Raw genomic sequence first — 23958 nt, 5'->3', positions numbered from 1 at the left:
AGAATTTTGGCAGTTCGAAGATGGAAACGGGGTGTTTCGGCCCGGGGCGGAAAGAAAGGGCGGGTGGACGCCAACCGGTTCCTGATCGACCCAATTTGGCGGATTTGGGGGTTGTAACCGCGGGGCCGCCTGTGCGTTTCATGGGCCAGCGCCCGGTGGCGCCGCCGCTTGGGGCGTGCTCAACCCTGCCGGGCCGGGGAGGAGAGACCATGTCCACCACGGCGACCGAGCCGAGTTTCCGCCAGTCCGTCGACCTGATGTTCAACCGCGCTGCCGCGCTTCTCGATCTGCCGCCGGGGCTCGAGGAGAAGATCCGCGTCTGCAACGCGACCTATACCGTTCGGTTCGGGGTCCGCCTCAGGGGCGAGATCCGGACCTTCACCGGCTACCGATCGGTCCATTCCGAACACATGGAGCCCGTGAAGGGCGGCATCCGCTACGCGCCGACCGTCCACCAGGACGAGGTCGAGGCGCTGGCCGCGCTGATGACCTACAAGTGCGCGCTGGTCGAGGCGCCCTTCGGCGGATCGAAGGGGGGGCTGTGCATCGATCCGCGCCAGTACGACCGCGACGAGATCGAGAAGATCACCCGCCGCTTCGCCTACGAGCTCATCAAGCGCGACCTCATCAATCCGGCGCAAAACGTGCCGGCGCCCGACATGGGGACGGGCGAGAACGAGATGGCGGTGATCGCCGACCAGTACAACCGGATGAACACGACCGACATCAACGCGCGCGCCTGCGTCACGGGCAAGCCGATCCATGCCGGCGGCATCCAGGGCCGGGTCGAGGCGACGGGGCGCGGCGTGCAATACGCGCTGCGCGAGTTCTTCCGACATCCCGAGGATGTGAAGCGCGCGAACCTCGCGGGTTCGCTCGACGGCAAGCGCGTGGTGGTGCAGGGCCTCGGCAACGTAGGCTATCACGCTGCGCTGTTCCTCTCGACCGAGGACGGCTGCAAGATCACCCACGTGATCGAGCGCGATGGCGCGGTCGAGAACCCCGACGGTCTCGACATCGCGGCGCTGCGGGACTGGATCGTGCGGCATGGCGGGGTCAAGGATTGCCCCTTCGGCACCTTTCATGCCGATGGCAGGGCCGTGCTGGAGGCCGAGTGCGACATCCTCATTCCGGCCGCGCTGGAAGGGGTCATCAACCTCGGCAACGCCGAGAACATCAAGGCGCCGCTGATCGTCGAGGCCGCGAACGGGCCGATAACGGCGGGTGCGGACGAGGTCCTGCGCCACAAGGGGACGGTCATCATTCCTGACCTCTACGCCAATGCGGGTGGCGTCACGGTGTCCTACTTCGAATGGGTCAAGAACCTCAGCCACATCCGGTTCGGCCGGATGCAGCGCCGGCAGGAGGAGGCGCGCCACCAGCTGATCGTCGACGAGCTGGAGCGGATCAGCCGCGACGCGTCGATCAACTGGACGCTCTCGCCCGGCTTCAAGGAGAAATACCTCAGGGGCGCGGGCGAGCTGGAGCTCGTGCGCTCGGGCCTCGATGACACGATGCGCGGCGCCTACCAGTCCATGCGCGAAATCTGGTGGGAACGCGACGACGTCACCGACCTGCGCACGGCTGGCTTTCTCGTGGGCATCAAGCGGGTCGCCAGAAGCTACGAGGAAAAGGGGATCTAGCCGCGCTCGCGCTCGGCGAGGATCACGTTGAGCAGCTCGGCCACCGCCTTGCCCTCGGCGCGGGCCGTGGCCCCGCCAACCGCGACACGGCGGCCCGACCGCCACCAGAGACCCGGCGCGTAGACGCGCGTGCCGGGTTCGCGCAGGTGGATCACGAACCCCGCGGCGGGTTTGAAGGCGAAGGCGCTTCCGTCGATCCGGTCGATGTTCTCCACGGCACAGAGCTGCCGTCCGCCCCGTTCCCGCAATTCGTTCCGCGTCAGCTCCAGCGTGACGGCGGTTGCCGTCCAGACGCGCCAGGCCCACCAGAGGCAAATCGCCCCGAGCGCCACGAGGAAGGCCAGCCACGCGAGATCGGCGGGTGGAAACGCGGCGGCGATATAGACGAGGATCAGGCCGAGCAGACCCGTCGTGCCCACGGCAAACCAGCGCCGCGCGGGTTTCGGGTTGATCGTGGCCAGCACGTCGTCCGGGCCGGGTCTGTTTCTGCGGTTCGCCATGTCCCGCCCCATATCCGCTGCTGCGGCCCTTGGCGAGGGGCGATGCGCCGGTTCTGCACGAACGCACAGTTGCCCTTCGCAAGGCCCGATTGCCGCGACGCGCGGCGCGGACTATCTGCCGGTCAACGCACGCTCAGGAGAAATCCCATGTCCATCCGCCCGATCCTCGAGACCCGTCCCGCCCAGCCCACCATGGAAGGCGCGGGTGTCCACCTGCACCGCGCCTTCGGCTTCCAGGACCCGACCGAACTCGACCCGTTCCTCCTGTTCGACGATTTCCGCAATGACGACCCGGCCTATTTTCGGAAGGGCTTCCCGTGGCATCCCCATCGGGGGATCGAGACGATCACCTATGTCCTCGAAGGCACGGTCGAGCATGCCGACAGCCTCGGGAATACCGGGCGCCTCGGCCCGGGCTCGGTCCAGTGGATGACGGCCGGGTCTGGCATCCTTCACCAGGAAATGCCGCTGGGGAACGCGAAGGGGCAGATGCACGGGTTCCAGCTCTGGGGCAACCTGCCGTCCAGCATGAAGATGACCGCGCCGCGCTACCAGGACATCCAGGGCGCCGAGATCCCCGAGATCACCGATGACGACGGCACGCATGTGCGTGTCATCACCGGCGAGTTCTGGGGCAAGCGCGGGCCCGTCGACGGCATCGCCGCCGATCCGCAGTATCTGGACATCACAGTGCCTGCAGGGGTGCGGAAGACGTTCAAGATCGACACGTACCGCCGGGCCTTCGCCTATGTCTTCCAGGGGGCGGGTGCCTTCAGCGATGCCTCGAAGCCCACGGGCGTCCTTCTGGAAAAGGAAGTGATGGGCCGCGAGGTGAACATCCGCGACATGTCGGGCGACCGGACGCTGATCCGGTTCGGCGCGGGCGACGAGGTGACGGTGCAGGCGGGCCCGGAGGGGGTGCGTTTCCTCCTGATCTCCGGCGCGCCGATCGAGGAGCCTGTGGCCTGGCACGGGCCGATCGTGATGAACACGCAGGAGGAACTCATGCAGGCGATGCGCGACCTGCGCAACGGAACCTTCATCCAGCCCGCGCATTGAGCCTTGCCGCCCGGCCCGCTAGAAGGCGGCTCATGCTGCACACGGTCATCCAGGGCACCGACGCTGTCGAGCCGCCGATCCTCATCGCCCACGGTCTCTTCGGGTCCGCGCGGAACTGGGGTGTGATCGCGAAACGGCTGTCCGAAGGGCGCAAGGTTCTGGCGGTCGACATGCGCAACCATGGCGAAAGCCCCTGGTCGGATCGCCACGGTTACGCCGACCTGGCCGGGGACCTCGCCGAGGTGATCGCCGCGCATGCCGGCCAGGCCGACGTGGTCGGCCATTCCATGGGGGGCAAGGCGGCGATGGCGCTCGCCCTTTCCCACCCGCAAACCGTCCGGCGCCTCGTCGTCGCCGATATCGCGCCCGTGGCCTACGGTCATTCCCAGCAGCCGATGATCGACGCGATGCGCTCGGTGGACCTGTCGAGGGTCGCCACCCGCCGCGACGCGGATGCGCAACTTGCCGCGATCGTGCCGGAGGACGGCGTGAGGGCCTTCCTGCTCCAGTCGCTCGACGTGGCCGGCCGTCGCTGGCGGCTGAACCTCGACGCGCTGTCGGCCGAGATGGCGGGGATCGTCGGATGGCCGGACCTCGGCGGGAGTTTCGAAGGTCCGACGCTGTTTCTTTCGGGCGCCCTGTCCGACTACGTCCGGCCCGAATACCGTGACACGATCCGCGCCCTGTTTCCGGCCGCGCGCTTCGCGAAGATCCCCGGAGCGGGCCATTGGCTGCACGCCGAGAAACCGAGGGAATTCGAGGCCGCGCTGCGCGCCTTTCTCACTGCGGACGCATCATCCGCCTGAGCAGTCCCGTCTTCCAGACGAACTGATGCACCAGCACCGCGCCGACATGGGCGAGGATCACGATCATCAGGATCGCGCGAAGCACTTCATGCGCGTCACCCGCAGCTTCGATCCGGCCACCCCAGGCCATCACGCCTGTCACGGGCAGAAGAAACAGCAGCACATAGAAGGACATGTGCCCGGCGTGGGACAGGCGCCGGAACAGGGCGGGCTCGCCCTCGGGCGGCGGCGGCGCACCATGCTCGCGCCTGAGCATCAATCGCCAGGCCGTAAGCAGCAGGATGATCATGCCGCCGGCCGCATGACCGACCACCGGCGTCGAGAGCGCGTAGACCCCGGTGTCCTGCGCCACCTCGTAGGCCTCCGAGATGCCCTCGTGCAGAAGGTATTGCAGCGCCACGAGGACCACGGTGGCCCAGTGCAGGCGGATCTGCATCCGGCTGTATCCCGTCGATTGGTTCACGGCGCGCTCCTCGGCTGGCATCGGTGGAGCGAAGGATACGACGCTTCGCGGCGCCCGCAACGTTCAGAGTTGCGAGATCCTGCGCGTGGCCGCCCAGGTTGCGGGAAGGGCCAGCACCGCGCCCACCGCGGCTGCGGCGACGATGGGCTGCCAGCCCGGCATCCCGGCAGCAAGAACGACGGTGATCCCCACGCCGGAAAGCACCGTGGCGGCCAGGGAGAAGACAAGGAAAAACAGACGCAAGACAGGATCTCCGAATGGGGTGGCATTCGATTGGCAACGACAATCGGATTCTCCGCCCCGCCGCGTTGATCTCGATCAACAGTCGGAGGATGGCCTCTGGCCCGCGCCGATCCCTGTGGCGGAATTGCCAATGCGTTAGCGGGACCTGTCGACTTCGACGCAATATCTTGTTGCCGGCCCCACATGCGCGGCGGTATGAGGGCATTGGTGCTAGGACGCGGATGCATCGACTGAACGGAACGGGGCTCCGGCTTGCCCGGGTCCCGTTTTCGTTTGTTTCGAGGGTCCTTGAACGGGAAAAAGCGCCAGGTGCTTGGACGCGGTCCTTGCATCGCCTGACGCCTTCCCGAACCGTTTCTCACGAATGAAACATCCGCGATCTCCGATCCGACAGGGCCACCGCCTTGCGGCTGCAACCCCTGACCTTTCCACCGTCTCCGGCGTCAAGGCCGCCCGATCCACCTGCTTTCGGCGGCGTCCCGCGCGCAGACCCGAAGGCCCCGCCTGCGTTCGCTACCGATCCTCTGGCCCGTTCAGTCCGGTCCGGGGCAAGCCCCTTTCCGTTCCGCCGATCGCCCGAGGAAGGCTTCTCGAACCCCGCAGCCTGTCCGAAAACCGCTGCGATGAAGTGACGTTCCCAGCACTGCCCGTTTCGGACAAGTCCGTAGCACTGCAGCATGGAAATTTCCTGTTGAGCGATATGTGGGCAACCCTGTGCGCCGCCGGTTGATTCACCGCTTTTGCGGCGCATCCCCAAAGTCTTGGTCCGCATGTGGAGAGTTCGGCCCGGACCCCCGCCGTTTCTGCGCATGCGAAGGCGAATCCCGGGTGGTTTCGCCGTGGAACCGGGGCCTGCGGCGGCGACTCGGGCGCGTTCGGGGTCGAATCGCACGCCCCGCCGCTTGACCTGTCTCAACGCGACGCGCCGGCGGATCGCCTAAAATTGCGGGATGCGGTCGGGGGACCGCGCAATGGGTCGGTCCGGGAACGGGCCGGGGAGGATGGAATGATCACGCTCGACGACATGGAGGACATGTGCAGCCTGACCCGCGCCGAGATCGCGCAGGTGGCGGAGCACGAACACATCACCGAGGAGGCCGCGGTGGCAGAGGTGGAACGCCTGATGCACGAACACGGCGGGCCGCAGGCGGTACAGCGGATGCTGAGCGAGGACATCCGCGCGGCACTGCATGCCGACGACCTGGTCGAGGCGAAGCGGCTTTTCGCGGTGCTGCGCGGCTTCGTGACGGCACACCCCGAGGCGGTGCGCGGCTCGGACTGAGACGCGCACCTTGGGGCGGGCGTCAGGGCCGGATGTAGGCGTAACCCTGTTCCTGCAGCTCCATCAGCCGCACGACACCCGAGGGCGTGATCGACACGTTTTCGAGCAGCGGTACCTCGGCCCCCTCGCGCTGGGACCAGTTGGCGTGGGTGTTGCCGCAGGCGCTGAAGGACATGTTGGCGTATTCCAGCGACATGGAGTTGATGCGGTCCTCGACCGGGCTGCGGTCGGGGATGAACATGGTCAGGCCGGGTCCGTAGGCGACGATCTCGATCTCGACGGTATCGCCCTGCGCCTCGTAGTGACGCGTCACGTTCACGGCGTTGTTGAGCGCCATGTTCATGGTCTGCGGCTCGTTCGAGTTGACCTGGATGGCGACGTAATGCGTGACGCCCTCGGCCCAGGCGCCGGTAGCGGTGACAAGCGCGACGGCGGTCGCGGCGAACAGGTGTTTCATGGTGGTTGTCCTCCCTTTCGGTGGGAGGAGTTTGGCGCAGGGCCGGAGGTTGGCAAAGCTTTTTGTTGGCCGCGCCAACGGTGTGCCGGGTCTCAGGCCCGGCGGACGCGGCGCAGGACGGCCGCGACCGTGGCCGAGACGGCGATCCAGACAAGCCAGAGGACGGCCATGAGCCCGAGCGTCAGCGGCCAGAGGTTGGCGGCCGTGGGGTCGGCGGCCATGAGCGCGAGGAGGTAGAGCCCGAACCCCGCCCAGATCAGCGCCGGGGCCGCCACGGCGAGAAGCGGCAGGAGGGGCTGCGGCCAGCGGAAGAACGGGAGGCGCATGGCGAAGGCATGGAGCGCGGCCAGCGCGGCGCCGAGGCCGAAGATGATGGCCGCGATGACGGAGAGGCCGGCGATGTGGGCGAGCGGGTCCATGGCGCGGGATATGCGCGCGGATTCGGGCGGGAGTTGGGCGGTGGATTAAACCCATTCACGACAATCCCCGGCCCTCCGCTTGCGCTCCGGGCGTTCGGCCCTGCCATCGCTCCACTGGAGCGATGGCCGCGCGGCCGCTTTCAGCGGTTGGCGCGCCGGGCCTTACCCATCCATTTTCAGCGCATTGATAAACGCCGACTGCGGGATCTCCACCTTCCCGAACTGGCGCATCTTCTTCTTGCCGGCCTTCTGCTTGTCGAGCAACTTCCGCTTCCGCGTCGCGTCCCCTCCGTAGCACTTCGCCGTCACGTCCTTGCGGAGCGCCGCGATCGTCTCCCGCGCGATGACCCGCCCGCCGATGGCCGCCTGGATCGGGATCTTGAACATGTGGCGCGGGATCAGCTCCTTCAGCTTCTCGCACATGGCGCGGCCGCGCATCTCGGCCCGGTCGCGGTGGACCATGATCGACAGCGCGTCCACCGGTTCCTCGTTCACGAGGATCTGCATCTTCACGAGGTTGTCCTCGCGGTAGCCCAGCATCTGGTAGTCGAAGGAGGCATAACCCTTCGTCACCGATTTCAGCCGGTCGTAGAAGTCGAAGACCACCTCGTTCAGCGGCAGGTCGTAGACAACCATCGCCCGGGTGCCCGCGTAGGTGAGGTCCATCTGCTCGCCCCGCCGGTCATGGCAGAGCGTGAGCACGTCGCCGAGGTATTCGTCGGGAACCAGGATCGTCGCCTTGATGCGCGGCTCCTCGATATGGTCGATGGTGGCGGCATCGGGCATGTCGGCGGGGTTGTGCAGCTCCATCATCGAGCCGTCGCGCAGGTAGACGTGGTAGATCACGCTGGGCGCGGTGGTGATGAGGTCGATGTCGTACTCGCGCTCCAGCCGGTCGCGGATCACCTCGAGGTGCAGCAGCCCCAGGAACCCGCAGCGGAAGCCGAAGCCGAGCGCCGCCGAGGTCTCCATCTCGAAGGTGAAGGAGGCGTCGTTGAGCGCCAGCTTCTCCATCGCGTCGCGCAGATCCTCGAAGTCGTTGGCATCGACCGGGAAGAGGCCGCAGAAGACCACGGGCACCGAGGGTTTGAAGCCCGGCAGCGCGACGGCGCATTGCTTCTTCTCATGGGTGACCGTGTCGCCCACGCGGGTGTCGCGCACCTGCTTGATCTGGGCGGTGAAGAAGCCGATCTCGCCCGGCCCCAGTTCCGCGATATCGGCCATGGCGGGTTTGAACACGCCCAGCTTGTCGATCTGGTAGGTGCCGCCCGTCTTCATCATGCGGATGCGGTCGCCTTTCTTCACCACGCCGTCGATGACCCGGATCAGGACGACGACGCCGAGATAGGGGTCGTAGTAGCTGTCGACCAGCATCGCCTTGAGGGGCGCGTCGCGCTCGCCCTTGGGCGCGGGCAGGCGGTGGACGATGGCCTCCAGCACGTCGGGGATGCCGAGGCCCGTCTTGGCGCTGATCGGGATGGCGTCCTGCGCGTCGATGCCGATGACGTCCTCGATCTGCTCCTTCACGCGGTCGGGCTCGGCGGCGGGCAGGTCGATCTTGTTGAGGACCGGAACGATCTCGTGGTCGGCATCGATGGCCTGGTAGACGTTGGCGAGCGTCTGCGCCTCGACCCCCTGGGAGGCGTCGACCACGAGAAGGGAGCCCTCGACCGCCTGCATCGAGCGCGAGACCTCGTAGGCAAAGTCCACGTGGCCGGGCGTGTCGATGAGGTTGAGGACGTAGGTGTGCCCGTCCTTCGCGGGATACTCGATGCGGACTGTGTTCGCCTTGATGGTGATCCCGCGCTCGCGCTCGATGTCCATGGCGTCGAGCAGCTGCTCCTTCATGTCGCGTTCTGCCACCGTCCCGGTCAGCTGGATCAGCCGGTCGGCGAGGGTGGATTTCCCGTGGTCGATATGGGCGACGATGGAGAAGTTGCGGATGCGGTTGAGGTCGGTCATGGCGGCCTGCAAGGGGAAGGTTCGCAGGGGGAGATAGCGGAAGGGTGGGGCCGGGGGAAGGGGATGCGCGCAAGGCCCGGGGATCAGCCGCGGGCAAACTCAACGATCTCGGCCACCAGCGCGTCGAGGCTGTCCGTCACCGCCACCCCGTTGAGCCATGGCACGATCAGCGACAGCTCGGTACAGGCGACGCAGAGCGTGTCTGCTTCCGCCAGCAGGTCCTCCGCGATCCGCCCGAGGTCCGGGGCCAGCGTCTCGGGCGCCTCCCCCCGCTTCACCGCCCGGATCAGGGCAAGAACCGCGTCGTCGGGGTCCGGGAACACTGGTGTCAGCCCCCGCGCGGCGAAGGGCGCCTCGAAGACCGAAGCGAGCCGCGTGGCCGGCGAGGCGAGCATGCCGATGCGGCGCGCCCCGCTTTCGGCCAGCCGGTCCGCCGTCGCCTCCACCATGTCGAGAAAGGGCAGCGCCGTCGCGTCCCGGATCGCGCCCGCATAGGCATGCGCCGTGTTGCAGGGCATGGCGAGTGCCGCAGCGCCCGCCGCCTCCAATGCGCGGGCCATGTCCTGCAACACCGGCGTCGGGTCCTCCCCCGTCCGCTCGATGAGGTGGGCGATGCGGGACGGCACGCCCGGGTTCTGGTGCACGATCAGCGGCACGTGGTCGGCATCGTCTTGCGCGGGGACCGCCTCCATGACCTTGCGCATCAGGAGGATCGTCGCCTCCGGCCCCATGCCGCCGAGAATGCCGACCGGGCGCATCTCAGACTGCGCCGCTCAATTCGGCACGTCGAAACTGTGGAGATACCCCGTCAGGCCGATGGCGCCTCCGGTATGGAGGAACAGCACCCGTTCCCCCTTGCCGAAATGACCCTTGCGGCAGAGATCGATCAGTCCCGCCGCGCCCTTCGCCGAATAGACCGGGTCCAGCAGGATGCCCTCCAGCCGGGCGAACATCTCGATTGCCTCGATCGTCGATGGCGCGGGCAGGCCATAGCCTTCGCCCACGTAGTCGGTATTCGCGACGACCGCCTCGCGCGGGGGCGCGGGCACGCCGAGCTTCTGTGCCGTGGCGAGGCACAGGGCATGGACGTTCTCTTCCTGCTTCGGCTTCGGCGCCCGGACCCCGATGCCGAGGACGGGAAGCTGTGCGTTCATCGCGCAAAGCCCGGTGACCAGCCCCGCCTGCGTCCCCGCGCTACCGGTGGCATGGACGAGGATGTCGATGTCGAGGCCCATGTCCGTCAGTTGCGCCACCGTCTCGAGCGCGCAGTTCACGTAACCAAGTGCGCCCGTGGCGTTCGAGCCGCCGCCCGGGATCGCGTAGGGCTTGCGCCCCGTCGCCGCCATACGTTCGGCCACGGCCGCGAGTTCCGCGTTCATGTCGAGGCCCGGGCCGCGATGCTCCCACGTGGCGCCGTGCAGGTGGTCCAGCAACACGTTGCCGTTCCGGCGGTAGTTCTCGTGGTTGTAGCCCGTCCGATCCTCGAGCAGCAGGTGGCAGTCGAGGCCCAGCTTCGCCGCCGCCGCCGCCGTCTGGCGGGCGTGGTTCGACTGCGTGGCGCCCTGCGTCAGCACGATGTCGGCGCCCCGCCCGACCGCCTCGGCAATCAGGAATTCCAGCTTCCGGGTCTTGTTGCCGCCGGTTGAAAGCCCGGTGCAATCGTCCCGCTTGATCCAGATCTCGGGGCCGCCGAGCGCTTCGGAAAGCCGTGGCAACGGCTCGATCGGGGTGGGCAGATGCGCGAGGCGGATGCGGGGAAAACGGGCGAGGTTCATGGCACGGGGCTCCCTGTCTGTCCCGGCATCTTCGGGGCAGGGAGCGTGCGTGTCCAGCGGTCAGCCGGGTCGACGGACAGGCTTGTCCGAGTGGCTCAGAAATTGCCCCGGAAAACGGTGCGTGTCTCCGCCTGCTCGGCCAGGGCCCGCACAAGCGAAAGACCGTCTTCGGTCACTTCGCCGTCCTCGGTCAGCCAGTTGCGATGCCGCGCGGTGACTTCCGGCGGCTGCAGATGGGCGCGCCCGACATGGGCGGCAAAGGCTAGGATGGCGCTGCGGGCGTCCGGTCCGGTCACGGTCGGTCTCCTTCCGGGTCAGGGGGGCACGACCCCTTTGCCAAGTGGACATAGCGCGCCGTTGCGGCGTTCAAGGTCTCGGCGCGGGGCCCGATCGGGTCCGTCGCTCGGCCTGGGCGGGGAAAAGACTGCCCCGGGCTGTGCGTTCCCTCCGCCTAGTGCTGGGGATGGTTCCGGCGGCTGCCGGGATTTCGGGGACGACTTGATCTTGGCAATCGTCCGGGCCGCCGGTTGCTCGCGCAGGGTCAGCCTGTCGGCCCCGTCTATCGGAAACCTTGATTGAAACCGTTGCGTCAGGCATTCTGTGGCCGTGACGCGGGCATGAGACTCGCGCACCCGAGCAGTTTTCGTCGAGGCACATCCCATGCTCAAGATCCGTTTCCTGGCTACCGGCCTGATCGCAGCCCTTGCGGTCGGCGTGTTTGCGCCTGCCGCTTTCGCCAACCCGATCGAACGCGCCTGCCTGCAGTCCGACCGCCCCGGCGCCACCCGCCAGCTTTGCCGCTGCATCGGCGAGGCGGCCAACATGACGCTGTCGCCCACGGACATGCGCGAAGGTGCGCGGTTCTTCCGCGATCCCGGCCGGGCGCAGGAGATCCAGCTTTCCGACACGCGCCGCAACGACGCGTTCTGGAGCCGCTGGCAGCAGTTCGGCCGCACCGCCGAAGAGCTCTGCAGCTAACCCAGCCGCTTCGCCCAGACCGCAGCGGCGCGTTCGATGAGGTCGAGCGCGCCGTCGAAGTCGCGCGTGTAGTAGGGGTCGGGCACGTCACCGCCTCCGAGTGGCTCGAGGAACAGGGCCAGCTGCGCGGTGCTGCCCGGATCGAGGTCGCGCAGGTCCGCGAGATTCTGGCAGTCCATGGCGAGGATCAGGTCGAACTGTCCGAAATCGGAGGGACTCACCTGTCGGGCGCGCTGTGCCGAAAGGTCGTATCCCCGCGCCGCCGCCGCCCGGATCGCCGGTCCGTAGGGCGGCTCGCCCACATGCCAGCCGCCGGTGCCCGCGCTGTCGATCTCCACGCCCGGAAGATGGGCGCCGAGAACCGCCTCCGCCGTGGGCGAGCGGCAGATGTTCCCTAGACAGACGCAGAGGATGCGGGTGGGATGGGCCATCAGCCGATCTCCCGGAGACTGAAACGATGCGCGCCCTGCTTATCCTCCTCCTCGCCGGCCTTCCAGCCCTGGCCCCGGCGCAGTCGCTGCCCGAGGGCGAGCATCTTCTTGCGCCGGTTCCGCAGGGCTTCGTCCTGGGGCACGAGGGCGAGGATGCGACGGGCCTGTTGCAGGAATTCGTCCCGGCGGGCGAGAGGGTCGAGGACTGGTCGCAGATGATGACCGTCCGCGTCCTGCGCCAGATCGGCGGCACGCACCCGGTCGCCTGGCACAACAACCTCGTGGAGCTGCTCCTTCAGGTCTGTCCCACCGCCACCGCGCAGGAGGTTGCGGGCGGGGAGGAACAGGGAACTCCGTTCCACCTCATCCTCGTCGGCTGCCCGGCGAGCCCCGCCACCGGCGGCGAGGAATGGTTCCTGTCGAAGGCGATGGGCGGGCGCGACGCGCTTTACAACGTTCAGGGCGCCTGGCGCGGTCCCGCGACCGAGGCGCTGGTCACGGCCTGGGCGGGCCACCTTCGGACCGTCCTCGTCTGTGACACGCGCCGGGCGGACGCACCTTGCCCCGGCACCGGGCCATGAGCCGGATCGTCGTCCTGACAGGCGCGGGCGTGTCGGCCGAAAGCGGCCTCGGCACCTTCCGCGACAAGGGCGGGCTCTGGACCCGCTACGACCTGTCGGAGGTCGCGACGCCCGAGGGGTTCGCCCGCAATCCCCGCCTCGTCCACGACTTCTACAACGCCCGTCGCGCCAATGCACTCGACGCCAGTCCGAACGCGGCGCATGTCGCGCTGGCTCGATTGGCCGACCGGTATACGGGCGGCGTGACGCTGGTGACCCAGAACATCGACGACCTGCACGAACGCGGCGGGGCGCGGGACGTGATCCACATGCATGGAGAGATCACCCGCGCCCTGTGTGCCGTCTGCGAGACGCGCTGGGATGCGCCGCGGGTCATGGACCCGGCCGACACCTGCCCGGCCTGCGGCGCGCGGGCGACGCGGCCCGACATCGTCTGGTTCGGCGAGATGCCCTATCACATGGAGCGGATCGTGGCGGCGATCGAGGCCGCGGAGCTTTTCGTGGCGATCGGCACGTCGGGGGAGGTCTACCCGGCGGCGGGCTTCGTCGACATCGCCGCCGCCTCGGGGGCCGAGACGCTGGAGATCAACCTCGAGCCGACGCCGGTTCCGGGCCGCTTCGACCGGGTCATCGCGGGCCCCGCAACGCAGGCGGTGCCGGACTGGGTAGAGACGCTTCTGCGCGAGGTCTGATCGAAGGCGGCGCGCCTGAGATGGAACAGGTGGCGCGCCGCCGACGCACCCCGGTCGGGCCGGGGCGGTACCGGAGGGGCGGCTCAGGGACGAAGGCCGCCCTCCGGGTCGCCGAGGGTCAGCCGTCGGTCTGGCCGTGCCGCATCTGCATGCCGCCGCCCATCTCCTCGGGCATCCGCTCGTTGTCGACGGGGATGGTCACGGTCATGTCGCCCGCTCCCTCGAAGCTCAGCGTCACCTCGATCTCGTCGCCCTGTTCAAGCGCGCGGGTCAACCCGAGGAACATGACATGCATGCCGCCCCGCTGAAGCGAGATCGTCTCGCCCGCGGGAACGGCGAAGCCTTCCTCGACCTCGACCATCCGCATGACCTCGCCGTCCATGATGTGGGTGTGAAGTTCCACCCGTTCGGCGACATCCGAAGCCGCGGCGACGAGGCGGTCGTCCGTCTCGCCGGCATTCGTGATCTGCATGAAGGCGGCACCCGACCGGGCCATCGCCCCGGCGGCGCGGGCATAGGGGTCCTCGACGCGCATCTCGGCGGCCGCGGCAAGGGGAACAAGGGCGCAAACGCCCGCAAGCAGTACGTTTTTCAGGGACATGTCTCTCTCCGTGTGTCCGTGATCTCTGGGAATGGTGGCGTGGGGTCAGGCCGCGACAGGCGGGCTGCGTCCCATGCCACCCAGGCGCCAGAGTTCGGCGGCGGAGGCGATGTGCGGGGTGTGATGAAGGCGCGTCTCGCATAGCGCGACGGCCTGCGGCGCCGGGGTCTCGGGCGCCAGCGCCAGGCCGCCGAGCGTGCAGTCGAGGCAGGGCACATCGCGCGCCTCGACCGGGTCGCCTCCCGAATCGAACAGGGGCAATCCGTCGGCGGCCAGCACGATGTTGAAGGTGCCGGTGCCGCAGATGATGCCGTCGGCGGCCATGGACCCGCGTGCCGAGGCCGCGCCGATGCCCGTGACGGTCATCAACGCTGCGAGGACGACGAGAAGAAGGGCGCGCAGTCGTATCATCGTTTCGACAGATAAGACTTCGCTCCGGCACATACGCTGCGGCAAATGGGCCGCGCAGCGTCTTCCGCCACAACGCGGAACGCCCCGCGGGCGGAGCCGGCGGGGCGTCTAATTCGCATCGTGCGAGGGATCAGGCCTGTGCGGCCTGCGCCTTCTCGATGTCGCGCTTGATCTTCAGTGCCTTCGGCGACAGCTCGGCGTCCTTGGCACGCGCGAGGTAGGCGTCGAGGCCACCGCGATGATCGACCGAGCGCAGCGCGGCGTTGGAGATCCGCAGCTTGAAGCGGCGGTCCAGCACGTCGGACCCCAGCGTCACCTCGGTCAGGTTCGGCAGGAAACGGCGCCTGGTCTTGTTGTTGGCGTGGCTGACATTGTTGCCCACCATCGGCCCCTTGCCGGTCAGTTCGCAGACACGCGACATGATCTTGTCCTCGTCTTTGCGGCACCGACGCGCCCATGCGTCCGCTGCCGGAAACCAAAAGGGCGCGGAGGAAGGCTCCACGCCCGGAAATCTGCGCGGGGGATACGGTCCGGCCGGGGTGGTGTCAAGGCGGGAATCGTCCCGCGCGTTTGCCCGCGCGGCCGTTTGCAGGCAGAGTGCGGGCAAAAGAACCGGCAAGGCACGGCATGGGCAGTCAGATCAGCGAGACGGCGCTTTACCCGCCCGTCAAGACCTTCCTCGAATCCCTCGGCTACGAGGTGAAGGCCGAGATCGGCCCCGCCGATGTCATGGCCGTGCGCGACGGCGCGCCCCCCCTGATCGTGGAGCTCAAGACCACCTTCTCGCTGGCGCTGTTCCATCAGGGTGTCGCGCGGTTATCGGTTGCGGACCATGTCTACCTCGCCGTGCCGCGCGGTCGGGGGCGGCGGTTCCAGCGTGCATTGTCCGAGAACGTGAAACTCGCGCGCAGGCTTGGCCTCGGGCTTCTGACGATCCGGCTTGAGACGGGCCTCGTGGAGGTGCACTGCGATCCGGGGCCCTATGCGCCGCGCAAATCGGCGCGGGCGTCGGCCATGCTGCTGGGTGAGTTCGCGCGGCGTCGGGGCGACCCGAACCTCGGCGGGCTTCGCGGCCAGCGTGTCACGGCCTACCGGCAGGATGCCATGGCCTGCGCTGCGCATCTCGCGGCCTCGGGCGCGTCGAAGGGGGCCGCGGTGCGGGCCGCGACCGGCGTCGACCGCGCCACGGCGATCATGCGGGACAACCACTACGGCTGGTTCCGCAGGGTGGAGACGGGAATCTACGACCTGACCGAAACCGGTGTGGAGGCGCTCGATGCAGGCTGAATTCGAAATCCCCACGCGCGGTCCTGGTCTCTACGAGTTCACGCGGCAGGTGGCGGGCTGGGTCGCGGGGCAGGGTGACGGCCTCCTGACGCTCCTCGTGCAGCACACCTCGGCCAGCCTCCTGATCCAGGAGAACGCGGACCCCGACGTCCAGCGCGACCTCCTGGGCTTCTTCGGCCGCCTCGTGCCTCCGGGCGACGACCCGACCATGCGCTGGCTCACCCACACGCTTGAAGGGCCGGACGACATGCCGGCGCACATCAAGGCGGCCCTTTTGCCCGTGTCGCTGCAGGTTCCCGTCTCGAAGGGCCGGCCGAGGCTCGGGACATGGCAGGGCATATATCTTGTCGAGCATCGGACCGCCCCGCACCTGCGCCGTGTCGCGGCCCATTTCGCGCCGGACGCAGCCTGAGGTGAGTCCCTTTCGCCACCCTTCATCTGGTGGCCGCTTTTGCCCACTACCCAAGCGTTACCCCCATGCCTATAGTCACGGTGGATAACAGGGCGTTAGACCCAAGTATTGAGGCAGTGGCCGCTTCATCCGCGGCAAGGAACATGAAGGGGGACGGCGATGCGCTGCCCGTTTTGCGGAAACGTTGACACCCAGGTGAAGGATTCGCGGCCCGCCGAGGACCACGTCGCGATCCGCAGGCGGCGCTTCTGCCCGGCCTGTGGCGGGCGCTTCACCACGTATGAAAGGGTGCAGCTGCGCGATCTCGTGGTCATCAAGACGAACGGCAAGCGCGAGGATTTCGACCGCGACAAGCTTGAGCGTTCCGTGCGCATCGCGCTGCAGAAGCGCCCGGTGGAACCCGAACGCATCGACCAGATGATCTCGGGCATCGTCCGCCGGCTCGAAAGCATGGGCGAGACGGACATTCCATCGAAGACCATCGGCGAGATCGTGATGGAGCGTCTGGCCGCGATCGACACCGTTGCCTATGTCCGGTTTGCCAGCGTTTACAAGAACTTCCAGGCGACCGACGACTTCGAGGACTTCCTTGCAGAGCTGAGGCCACCGGTCCAGCCCGGCGGCTGAGCCATGCCATCGGAGGCCGACCTGCGCTGGATGCGGCTCGCGCTCTCGCTCGGGCGTCGGGGCCAGGGCAGGGTGTGGCCCAACCCGGCGGTCGGCTGCGTGATCGTCAGGGACGGCCGCGTCGTCGGGCGTGGCTGGACGCAGGATGGCGGGCGCCCCCATGCCGAGCGGGTTGCGCTCGACGAGGCGGGCGCGGCCGCGACGGGCGCCACGGCCTACGTCACGCTGGAGCCGTGCAATCACACCGGAGTGACACCGCCCTGCAGCGAGGCGCTCGTGGCCGCATCGCTGGCGCGCGTGGTCGTTGCGGTTTCCGATCCCGACCCTCGCACGGCCGGTGCCGGTATCGCGCGACTCCGCGCGGCAGGGATAGCGGTGGAAACCGGGGTGCTGGAGGCCGAGGCGGCAAGGGACCACACAGGGTTCTTTTCCCGGATCCGCGCCGGCCGCCCGCACCTGCATCTCAAGCTCGCCACAACGCTCGACGGGCGGATCGCCACCGCGACCGGAGAGAGCCGCTGGATCACGGGGGCCGCTGCGCGCCACTGGGTCCACGCACAACGCGCCTGTCATGACGCGGTTCTGGTCGGGGCAGGGACCGCACGGGCCGACGACCCGATGCTCACGGTCCGAGGTTTCGGCGCAACCGTTCAGCCCGTGCGCATCGTCCTGTCCCGTAGGCTGGATCTTCCGCTCGACGGCAAGCTCGCCGCGACGGCGCGAGAGGTGCCGCTCTGGCTTCTGCATGGGCGCGAGGCAACGCCCGGTGCGCGCGATGCATGGGAGGCGCAGGGCGCCCGGCTGCTCGAGGTCGGCTCGGTCGCGGGCGGCCATGTGGACCTGACCGCCGCCCTCGGCGCACTGGGGGAGGCCGGCCTGACCAGGGTCTTTTGCGAAGGCGGCGGGACCCTCGCCGCGGCGCTTCTTGCCGGCGATCTCGTCGATGAGATCTCGCTTGTCACCGCGGGCAAGGCGATAGGCGCCGAAGGGACGCCGGCGGTCGGCGCCATGGGCATCGCGGCCTTGTCCGAGGCTCCGCCGTTCCGCCTGGAGAGCACGAGAATCCTCGGAGGCGACGTCCTGAGCCGTTGGACAAGGCCAGGTGTCGGCCACTGACGCGCCGACTGGGATATCGTAAAATTATATTAATTCTGTGGATAAGTCTGTAGATAGACGGAATTCAGATGGGAAATTCGCTATCCTCGCCACAGCCAGCTGTGCCCGGAAAGCCAACCTTGAAGCTTTGCCAGCATCTTTAGCCTTGGGGCCTGCGACAAGCCTTCGCCGGTCTTGAGCCGGTCGACTGCGACCTCCACTGGGCAGGGCAATCCCGTCACCGGATCGAGATAGCGCGGGTAGGCAATCAGCGCGGCGTGGACCAGCGCCGCAATGGTCGCCCTTGCCGTGCGACGCGCGGGCACCGGCCCCAGGTCCGTCGTCAAACCCCATCCCGCGTAGAACGGGGCCCCGAGCGTGGTCACCGGCACACCCCGGATCAGCGCCTCGAACCCGAGGCCCGAGGTGATCGTCACCACGCGGTCGGCCCGTGCCATCAGCGCGACGGGATCTGCGCCGCTGGCCACGTGGTCCGCCATCTCGACAAGCGCCTCGATTGGGACCGCGCCATCGCGCAGCCCGGCCTCCACGTCCGGGTGCGGCTTGTAGACGAGGAAGCCCTGGGGGTGCAGACGCCGTGCGGTGCGCAGCAGCTCGGCATTCGTCGCGACCTCGCCGCCCCCGGACGTGATCGATGCATCGTCCTCCACCTGCCCGGGCACGAGGATCATCGGCCGCCCGCCCGGAATGTCCGGCACCTCGCGCGCGCCACTCAGGTTGTACTTCGTGATGCCGCCGCGCCGGAGTGCCGTGATCAGCCGTTCCGCGCGCCGCAGCCGAGCCGGGTCTAGCGACGCGGCCTCCGCGATCAGGCGCTCCAGCCGGCTTTCGCGGGCGGGATCGTAGTAGATTCCGATATCGTCCTGAACCAGCGAGATCGGCGGTACGAGCGTGGCGCCCAGACCCCGTGAGCGCAGGAAACCGTCCTCGATGCGCGCAAGGCTCCGTCCCGCGCGATCGCATGACCGGACGAGTTCGGGACTTTCGCGTCGGGCCCAGACCTGGACGGGCCGCCCGTCCTCGGCCGCCTTCGCGACGTCTTCGAAATATCCGATCTTCCCGCCCGAGCCGCCGAAGAAGGCACCATGCCTGGCACGCTTCCAGGCGCGGATACCCACGGCGGCATAGCCGAACCGGTCCTCGCGCCAGGCGCGGGCCTGCGCCTCCAGCGCGCCGAGCGCGTCTTCCAAAGGACAGAGACGGTCACGGAACGGGTCGTACCAGACGGGATAGAGGATCAGCGCGGCGGCGGCCAGTTGCGCCCGGGTAAGCCTGCGTCCGCGCCGTTCGGGAACCGGGCGGCGGTCGTCCGTAAGGCCCCAGCCGGCGTAGAACGGCACCCCGAAGGTCACTGGCCGGTGGCCGGAGAGGAGTGCCTCGAAGCCAAGCTGGCTCGACACCGTGTAGACCGCGCGCGCATGTTCGAAGAGCCGCCATGGCGAGATCGGACGATCCTCGATCACTACACGTTCGGGCAGGTTGGCCGGGTCGAAGTGACCGGGCCGGTGGCCTGCCTGCGTCTCCGGGTGTGTCTTGATGACGATGGTGGCGTCCGGGTGATCCTGTCGCGCCCAGGTCAGCATCTCGGCGAAACTGTCGGCATTCGCCGTTCCGAGCCGGATCGAGGCATCCTCGCGCGTCTGGTCGATGACCAGGACGAAGCCGGGATCGGGCGGCTCGAGGCCCGGATCGACGGCGCAGTATTTGCTCAGGTGGCCCTCGGCCATGCGGGCCACGGCATCGCGCGCTCGGTCAAGAAGGACAGTGTTGTCAAGGGGATGACGGGCAAGAATGGTCTCGATGTCCGAGGGTCGCGTGGCGTCGAAATGCATGCCCCTGCGGTCGATCACGAGGCCGATGGGCGCATCGCCGCTGCGTCCGGGATGGAGCGAGCGGAGAAACGCGTCCTCGACGCGTACGAGGTTCGCCCCGGTCGCCTCGGCAACCGCCTCGCCGCGCGGGGCATAGGGCGAATGGCCCCAGACGATCACGTCGTCCTCGGCGCCGGGTTTGCCGAGGCGCAGGTCATGACCCGCCAACGAAAGGATACGGCGGACGCGCGTGTCGGTCAGGAACCCCGCATTGAAATGGTAGGCTGCCCGCCGGGATGGTGAGGGGCCGCCCGTCTCCTCGTCCCACGCATCCGGACGGGCGGGCTGCCCCGGGTCATCGCCGCCCGCGAATGGCGCGCCCGGCATCTCGCGCCGCCGCGCCATCGCGGATCACTGCCCGAGACTGTCGAGCTGGTTGGCAAGACCCGCGGTGCTGGTCAGTGTGCCGGTCAGCGCGCTGATCGCGTTGTTCCACTGGGTGATCGGGGCGGAGGTCACGTAGACCGTGTCGCCGTCGCGGATGGCGAAATCGCGCGCCTCGAACATCCCCGTGGGCGCCGTCAGATCCAGCACATAGACGAAACGCTGCGATCCCGTCAGGTCGTGCCGGCCCAGGACGGCATTCGCCATGTCTTCGGGCTCGTTGCGCAGCACGAAGACCCCGGCGGGGTTGGCCTGCCGGGCGTTCAGGCCGCCGACCGACGCGATCGCCTCCAGCGCCGAGATGCTGCGGCTTTGGAATTCGACGATGGTCTGCTGGCCCGTCGCGCCGAGCGCGATGAAGGAGCGGCTGTCTTCCTCCACGAAGATGCGATCCCCGCCCCGAAGCGCGATGTCGGCGGCGTTCGAGCGGAAGATGTCCTCGTACCAGATCGTGCCGGAATGGCCGCCGCGCACGACGGTGACCTGCGCGATCTCGGGCTCGACCGCGACACCGCCCGCCGCGGCAAGCATGCCCGACAGGGTGCGGGTGGGACGCTGGATCGGGTAGATGCCCTGTCCGCCCACGGCACCGGAGACCGAGACGGTGCTGCCGTCTCCCGCCTCGCGCCGGACGACGACCTGCGGATCGGGGGTCTGCTGATCGAGGTTGCGGGTGATGATTTCGCGGAGCTGTTCCACCGTGTTGCCCGCGGCGCGGACGCGGCCGGCGTATGGAATGAAGATGAAGCCCGAGCCGTCGACCTGCACGGCGTCGAGTGCGGCCGCGTTGCCGCCCTGGCCCGCCAGCAGGCCGTCGGTGACGTTCTCGTAGATCGTCAGCGTCAGCGTGTCGCCCGGCTGGATGATCTCGGTGTCCGAGGCGCCCGCATGCACGAGCGACGACGGGAAGCCAAGCGCGGGCACGGCGGAGGTGATCGCCGTCACGCGGCTGTTGACCTCGACCACGAAAGCGTCGCCCTGGTTCTGCACCGAGCCTGCGAATATCTCGTTGCGGGTGGGGCCGGACCGCGGAAGGAGCGCGCAGGACGACGCCGCGGACACGACGACGACGAGCGCGGCCAGACGGCCCGCACGGGAGACCAGCGATGTCACGGAGTTGGCTCCTTAGTTGCCTGAAACTGCCTCGGATTCTTGTTTTGCGAGAAAGCTAGCGAAAAAGGCCCGTTCGGGAAAGCCCCCGGTTATTTCACGGCCAGAAGGTGTTGCCTTGGTGCCGGACGCCCCGAGTCGAGCGCGTCGTAGGCGTCCTCGGGGCTGAGCATCAGGTCGATGACAAGGCGCAGCAGCTGGCGGCGTCCGCGCGCGGAGTAGAAGCTGCCGGTAACCTGCGAAGTTTCCAGCAGATATTGGCGGAAATCGCGGTAGGCGCGACTGTCGGGGCGCAGCGGGTCACGGAAGAAGGCGGCGATGGGCTGATCCGAGACGAACTCGGGCTTGAGGTAGACCGCCTTGCCGAAACACTTCAGCGGAAGCCCGCGCCACAGCGCCTGCTGCGCGGCGGTTGAGTTCACGGTGACGGCCGATCGCGCCTCGTCGAGCAGGCCGGCGAGTTTGCCGCCACGCACGAAATGCACGCGGTGCCCGACGCCATGCGCCTCGGCGATGCGGCGGATGTCCTTGCGCACCGGGACGCGGCCATCTTCCAGCGGGTGGGCCTTGAAGACCAGGTGGTGATGGGTGGGCGCGCCCTCGGTGAAGCCCGCGATGACCGTCGCGACGAAATCGGCCTGGCTGGCGAAGGGACCGTGGTCGCGAAAGCTTGCATCATGTTCGAGCTGCAGGAGCGCGAGGTGATAGGGGAAGCCCCCGGTCTTGATCGCCCGTGTCGCCAGAATACGGTCGAGCCAGTGCAGCGGCATGAGCGCGAGGCGCCTGAGGTAGAGGCGAAATTCCTGCCGCACCGTCAGGGCGCGATGTGGCCGCACCGCGGCGTAGCGGCGGTTCGCCACCAGCACGAACCAGTGATAGAGCGCGCCATAGAACACGTGGTGCCGCATCTCGCCCCAGCGCGCGGGCGCATCCGGCAGGTCCGTGTCGCGACCTTCGAGTGCGCGACGCATGTCCTGCACGCTCCGGCCCATGATCCGGGAATGACCGTTCGCGCCGCCGCGCTCGTAGGTCACCCAGTAGGGGCGAAGATACCCTTCCTCGAAGACGTGCACGATGATGCCACGCGCCTTCGCGGCCGCGATCGCGTCGGCATGAATGGGACGGGTGTCGCCGTAGAGCACGAGGTCGGTGACGGCCGTTTCGTCCAGGATCGCGGCGATGTCCTGCGCCCAGCTATCTAGCGGAGCGTGCCGGGCGATGTAGCTGGCGCGCTCAGGCCAGAACACCTCGTCGCCCCTGTTGAAGCCGATGCGAAGCGTCCGCGCCCCGGCGGCCCTGAGCTGCCGTGAAAGTTGCCAGAAGAAGGGGCCATGAGGTCCCTGGAGGAACAGGAACGTGCGCCCGTCATGTCCTTGCGCGGTCATAGCACTCATCCATACACGCCGCCGAGTTAACGCGGCATGAGCCCGAAAACAAAGCGGCGCGTCGGCCCATGGGCCCGATTGGGCGGAAACCGTGGCCCGCGCGCTCTTGCCGTCGGCGGGCGCGGGGCGCTAGGTGAATGCCGGAAAACCCCGGCCAAACCCGATGGAGGCGTCATGTTCACCGGAATCATCACCGATGTCGGACAGATCCGGTCACTCGACCGGCGCGGCGACCTGCATGCCAGGATTGGCACCGGCTACGACACGGCCGGGATCGAGATCGGCGCGTCCATCGCCTGCGACGGCGTATGCCTCACGGTGACGGCGACCGGCGGCGACTGGTTCGACGTCGACATCTCGGCCGAAACCTTGTCGAAGTCGACGCTCGGCGGCTGGGCCGAGGGAGACGCGGTGAACCTCGAGCGCGCGCTGAAGGTCGGTGACGAACTTGGCGGGCACATCGTGTCGGGCCATGTCGATGGCGTGGCCGAGATCGTCTCGACGCGCGACGAGGGGGAATCGACCCGTTTCGTCTTCCGCGCGCCCGAAGCGCTGGCCCGCTTCATCGCGCCCAAGGGCTCTGTCGCGCTCGACGGTACGTCCCTTACAGTGAACGAGGTGAACGGGGTCGAGTTCGGCGTGAACATCATTCCGCATACCAAGACCGTCACGACCTGGGGGCAGGCGAAAGCCGGCGACCGCGTCAACCTCGAGATCGACACGCTCGCCCGCTACGTCGCCCGGCTGCAGGACTGGCAGGAGGGATGAGCGCCAAGCCTTTCGTTGCCTGCAGGATCGATGCGCCGGACATCTCTCCGCGCGAGACATGGGCGGCGGAGGAGGCTAGGCTCGTGGCGCGACTGGAGGTGACGGTATGAGCGGGATAGGGCACAACGGCGGGCCGACGATGGAGGCGGGCTACGGCTTTCGCAAGGTCGCCTGGAAAAAGGCGCGGCAGTCCCTGTTGCCGTCGCTCCCGCTCGAGATCGTGCGCATCCATGTCGCCCGCGCCAAGCGCCTCGGCCTGCCCTACAGGACCTATGCCACGATCCGCGCGACCTCGGGCCATGACATCGTGGCTTTCCTCTTTTCCGGCAACGCGCTGGAGCTTTCGCCGGCGCGTCCCGCACTGCCTCCGCAACTGGCCCGGAGGCTGGAGGGGCTTGGCGACGCCGCCGGGCGGCTGGCGGCGGTGTACGCCCCGTTGTCGCCGGCCATTGTCCTGCGCGAAAGCCCGGCGATCGACGCCGCCGAGCGTGCGCCCGACCTTTTCACGTCCTGGAGCGAGGCGCGCAGCCGCCTGCGTGGTTTCGTGCGCGGACAGGGTTTGCCGCCCGACGGCGTCGTGCTCGTGTCCGCGACCGCGCTCGAGCGCGAATGGTGCGGCGCGGCCGGGCTTGCCGGCATGGTGAGCGCCGAAGCCTTCTTCGCGCGCGCAGAGTAGGCGGCGCCGCCTTTTCACC

The 23958-nt window shown here is 68.2% G+C and carries 29 protein-coding genes; 13 read left to right on the top strand and 16 right to left on the bottom strand.

Annotated features, from left to right (window positions below):
• The first annotated feature begins 209 nt into the window (after positions 1-209).
• The gene (locus tag N8I71_RS10085) at positions 210-1643 is read left to right on the top strand and encodes a Glu/Leu/Phe/Val family dehydrogenase (protein ID WP_262877851.1); all 1434 of its coding nucleotides are present in this window, start codon (positions 210-212) and stop codon (positions 1641-1643) included.
• On the opposite strand, the gene N8I71_RS10080 is transcribed toward N8I71_RS10085, so the two are convergent.
• Entirely contained in the window at positions 1640-2143 is a 504-nt protein-coding gene (locus tag N8I71_RS10080) for a hypothetical protein (RefSeq protein ID WP_262877850.1), read from the bottom strand. The two genes, N8I71_RS10085 and N8I71_RS10080, sit on opposite strands and share 4 nt — an antisense overlap.
• A gap of 147 nt (positions 2144-2290) precedes the next feature.
• On the opposite strand from N8I71_RS10080, the gene N8I71_RS10075 reads away from it, so the two are divergent.
• Together N8I71_RS10075 and N8I71_RS10070 are read left to right on the top strand one after the other, a co-directional pair.
• A complete protein-coding gene (locus N8I71_RS10075) occupies positions 2291-3202 on the top strand; it encodes a pirin family protein (RefSeq protein ID WP_262877849.1) in 912 nt (303 codons plus the stop codon).
• A gap of 32 nt (positions 3203-3234) precedes the next feature.
• Positions 3235-4008, top strand: a complete 774-nt coding sequence (locus tag N8I71_RS10070; protein ID WP_262877848.1) for an alpha/beta fold hydrolase — start codon at positions 3235-3237, stop codon at positions 4006-4008.
• Here N8I71_RS10070 and N8I71_RS10065 read toward each other — a convergent pair.
• Positions 3983-4471, bottom strand: coding sequence for a cytochrome b (locus N8I71_RS10065; RefSeq protein ID WP_262877847.1), 489 nt, complete (start codon positions 4469-4471; stop codon positions 3983-3985). The genes N8I71_RS10070 and N8I71_RS10065 overlap by 26 nt on opposite strands.
• A 63-nt stretch (positions 4472-4534) precedes the next feature.
• A complete protein-coding gene (locus tag N8I71_RS10060) occupies positions 4535-4714 on the bottom strand; it encodes a CTP synthetase (RefSeq protein ID WP_262877846.1) in 180 nt (59 codons plus the stop codon).
• 1006 nt (positions 4715-5720) lie between these two features.
• Between N8I71_RS10060 and N8I71_RS10055 the strand changes: the two genes are divergently transcribed.
• Positions 5721-5996, top strand: a complete 276-nt coding sequence (locus N8I71_RS10055; protein WP_262877845.1) for a hypothetical protein — start codon at positions 5721-5723, stop codon at positions 5994-5996.
• Positions 5997-6018: 22 nt separating this feature from the next.
• Here N8I71_RS10055 and N8I71_RS10050 read toward each other — a convergent pair whose 3' ends face one another.
• The 6 genes from N8I71_RS10050 to N8I71_RS10025 all read right to left on the bottom strand — a co-directional run bounded on the left by N8I71_RS10050 (position 6019) and on the right by N8I71_RS10025 (position 10905).
• Complete coding sequence (locus N8I71_RS10050) at positions 6019-6453, bottom strand: DsrE family protein (protein ID WP_262877844.1); 435 nt, start codon at positions 6451-6453, stop codon at positions 6019-6021.
• A 92-nt stretch (positions 6454-6545) separates the two neighbouring features.
• Positions 6546-6872, bottom strand: coding sequence for a hypothetical protein (locus N8I71_RS10045; protein WP_262877843.1), 327 nt, complete (start codon positions 6870-6872; stop codon positions 6546-6548).
• Positions 6873-7034: 162 nt separating this feature from the next.
• On the bottom strand, positions 7035-8834 hold the full coding sequence (gene lepA, locus N8I71_RS10040) for a translation elongation factor 4 (RefSeq protein WP_262877842.1): 1800 nt from the start codon (positions 8832-8834) through the stop codon (positions 7035-7037).
• Between the two features lie 83 nt (positions 8835-8917).
• Positions 8918-9592: a cysteate racemase gene (locus tag N8I71_RS10035; protein WP_262877841.1), complete on the bottom strand. Its 675-nt coding sequence runs from the start codon at positions 9590-9592 to the stop codon at positions 8918-8920.
• Between the two features lie 15 nt (positions 9593-9607).
• A complete protein-coding gene (locus N8I71_RS10030; protein ID WP_262877840.1) occupies positions 9608-10609 on the bottom strand; it encodes a D-cysteate sulfo-lyase in 1002 nt (333 codons plus the stop codon).
• Between the two features lie 95 nt (positions 10610-10704).
• Entirely contained in the window at positions 10705-10905 is a 201-nt protein-coding gene (locus N8I71_RS10025; protein ID WP_262877839.1) for a hypothetical protein, read from the bottom strand.
• A gap of 364 nt (positions 10906-11269) precedes the next feature.
• Here N8I71_RS10025 and N8I71_RS10020 point away from each other — a divergent pair, with 364 nt between their 5' ends.
• The gene (locus tag N8I71_RS10020; RefSeq protein ID WP_262877838.1) at positions 11270-11587 is read left to right on the top strand and encodes a hypothetical protein; all 318 of its coding nucleotides are present in this window, start codon (positions 11270-11272) and stop codon (positions 11585-11587) included.
• On the opposite strand, the gene N8I71_RS10015 is transcribed toward N8I71_RS10020, so the two are convergent.
• Positions 11584-12018 carry a low molecular weight protein-tyrosine-phosphatase gene (locus tag N8I71_RS10015; RefSeq protein ID WP_262877837.1) on the bottom strand — a complete coding sequence of 145 codons (435 nt, stop codon included), beginning with the start codon at positions 12016-12018 and terminating at the stop codon, positions 11584-11586. The two genes, N8I71_RS10020 and N8I71_RS10015, sit on opposite strands and share 4 nt — an antisense overlap.
• Positions 12019-12044: 26 nt before the next feature.
• Here N8I71_RS10015 and N8I71_RS10010 point away from each other — a divergent pair, with 26 nt between their 5' ends.
• Together N8I71_RS10010 and N8I71_RS10005 are read left to right on the top strand one after the other, a co-directional pair.
• A complete protein-coding gene (locus tag N8I71_RS10010) occupies positions 12045-12599 on the top strand; it encodes a hypothetical protein (protein WP_262877836.1) in 555 nt (184 codons plus the stop codon).
• Positions 12596-13291 carry an NAD-dependent deacylase gene (locus N8I71_RS10005; RefSeq protein ID WP_262877835.1) on the top strand — a complete coding sequence of 232 codons (696 nt, stop codon included), beginning with the start codon at positions 12596-12598 and terminating at the stop codon, positions 13289-13291. The genes N8I71_RS10010 and N8I71_RS10005 overlap by 4 nt, the downstream gene beginning before the upstream one ends.
• A gap of 118 nt (positions 13292-13409) precedes the next feature.
• On the opposite strand, the gene N8I71_RS10000 is transcribed toward N8I71_RS10005, so the two are convergent.
• The 3 genes from N8I71_RS10000 to rpmB form a co-directional block, all read right to left on the bottom strand.
• Positions 13410-13892: a copper chaperone PCu(A)C gene (locus tag N8I71_RS10000; RefSeq protein WP_262877834.1), complete on the bottom strand. Its 483-nt coding sequence runs from the start codon at positions 13890-13892 to the stop codon at positions 13410-13412.
• Positions 13893-13937: 45 nt separating this feature from the next.
• Positions 13938-14303, bottom strand: coding sequence for a hypothetical protein (locus tag N8I71_RS09995; RefSeq protein WP_262877833.1), 366 nt, complete (start codon positions 14301-14303; stop codon positions 13938-13940).
• A 130-nt stretch (positions 14304-14433) separates the two neighbouring features.
• Complete coding sequence (rpmB, locus tag N8I71_RS09990) at positions 14434-14724, bottom strand: 50S ribosomal protein L28 (RefSeq protein WP_262877832.1); 291 nt, start codon at positions 14722-14724, stop codon at positions 14434-14436.
• 206 nt (positions 14725-14930) lie between these two features.
• Between rpmB and N8I71_RS09985 the strand changes: the two genes are divergently transcribed.
• The 4 genes from N8I71_RS09985 to ribD all read left to right on the top strand — a co-directional run bounded on the left by N8I71_RS09985 (position 14931) and on the right by ribD (position 17745).
• Complete coding sequence (locus N8I71_RS09985) at positions 14931-15590, top strand: DUF2161 family putative PD-(D/E)XK-type phosphodiesterase (RefSeq protein WP_262877831.1); 660 nt, start codon at positions 14931-14933, stop codon at positions 15588-15590.
• Positions 15580-16002, top strand: a complete 423-nt coding sequence (locus tag N8I71_RS09980; protein ID WP_262877830.1) for a secondary thiamine-phosphate synthase enzyme YjbQ — start codon at positions 15580-15582, stop codon at positions 16000-16002. The genes N8I71_RS09985 and N8I71_RS09980 overlap by 11 nt, the downstream gene beginning before the upstream one ends.
• Before the next feature lie 159 nt (positions 16003-16161).
• Positions 16162-16629: a transcriptional regulator NrdR gene (nrdR, locus tag N8I71_RS09975; RefSeq protein WP_262877829.1), complete on the top strand. Its 468-nt coding sequence runs from the start codon at positions 16162-16164 to the stop codon at positions 16627-16629.
• Between the two features lie 3 nt (positions 16630-16632).
• Complete coding sequence (gene ribD / locus N8I71_RS09970; protein WP_262877828.1) at positions 16633-17745, top strand: bifunctional diaminohydroxyphosphoribosylaminopyrimidine deaminase/5-amino-6-(5-phosphoribosylamino)uracil reductase RibD; 1113 nt, start codon at positions 16633-16635, stop codon at positions 17743-17745.
• An 80-nt stretch (positions 17746-17825) separates the two neighbouring features.
• On the opposite strand, the gene N8I71_RS09965 is transcribed toward ribD, so the two are convergent.
• The 3 genes from N8I71_RS09965 to N8I71_RS09955 all read right to left on the bottom strand — a co-directional run bounded on the left by N8I71_RS09965 (position 17826) and on the right by N8I71_RS09955 (position 22495).
• Entirely contained in the window at positions 17826-19943 is a 2118-nt protein-coding gene (locus N8I71_RS09965) for a capsular polysaccharide biosynthesis protein (RefSeq protein ID WP_262877827.1), read from the bottom strand.
• 24 nt (positions 19944-19967) lie between these two features.
• On the bottom strand, positions 19968-21113 hold the full coding sequence (locus N8I71_RS09960; RefSeq protein ID WP_262877826.1) for a polysaccharide biosynthesis/export family protein: 1146 nt from the start codon (positions 21111-21113) through the stop codon (positions 19968-19970).
• Positions 21114-21202: 89 nt separating this feature from the next.
• Complete coding sequence (locus N8I71_RS09955) at positions 21203-22495, bottom strand: capsule biosynthesis protein (RefSeq protein ID WP_262877825.1); 1293 nt, start codon at positions 22493-22495, stop codon at positions 21203-21205.
• A 174-nt stretch (positions 22496-22669) separates the two neighbouring features.
• Here N8I71_RS09955 and N8I71_RS09950 point away from each other — a divergent pair, with 174 nt between their 5' ends.
• Positions 22670-23263 carry a riboflavin synthase gene (locus tag N8I71_RS09950; protein ID WP_262877824.1) on the top strand — a complete coding sequence of 198 codons (594 nt, stop codon included), beginning with the start codon at positions 22670-22672 and terminating at the stop codon, positions 23261-23263.
• A 106-nt stretch (positions 23264-23369) separates the two neighbouring features.
• Positions 23370-23939, top strand: coding sequence for a hypothetical protein (locus N8I71_RS09945; protein WP_262877823.1), 570 nt, complete (start codon positions 23370-23372; stop codon positions 23937-23939).
• Positions 23940-23958 lie beyond the last annotated feature (19 nt).

This window comes from Roseicyclus sediminis (assembly GCF_025515305.1).
Lineage (GTDB): Bacteria > Pseudomonadota > Alphaproteobacteria > Rhodobacterales > Rhodobacteraceae > Roseibacterium > Roseibacterium sediminis.
This window is presented reverse-complemented; position numbering and strand designations above follow the sequence as displayed.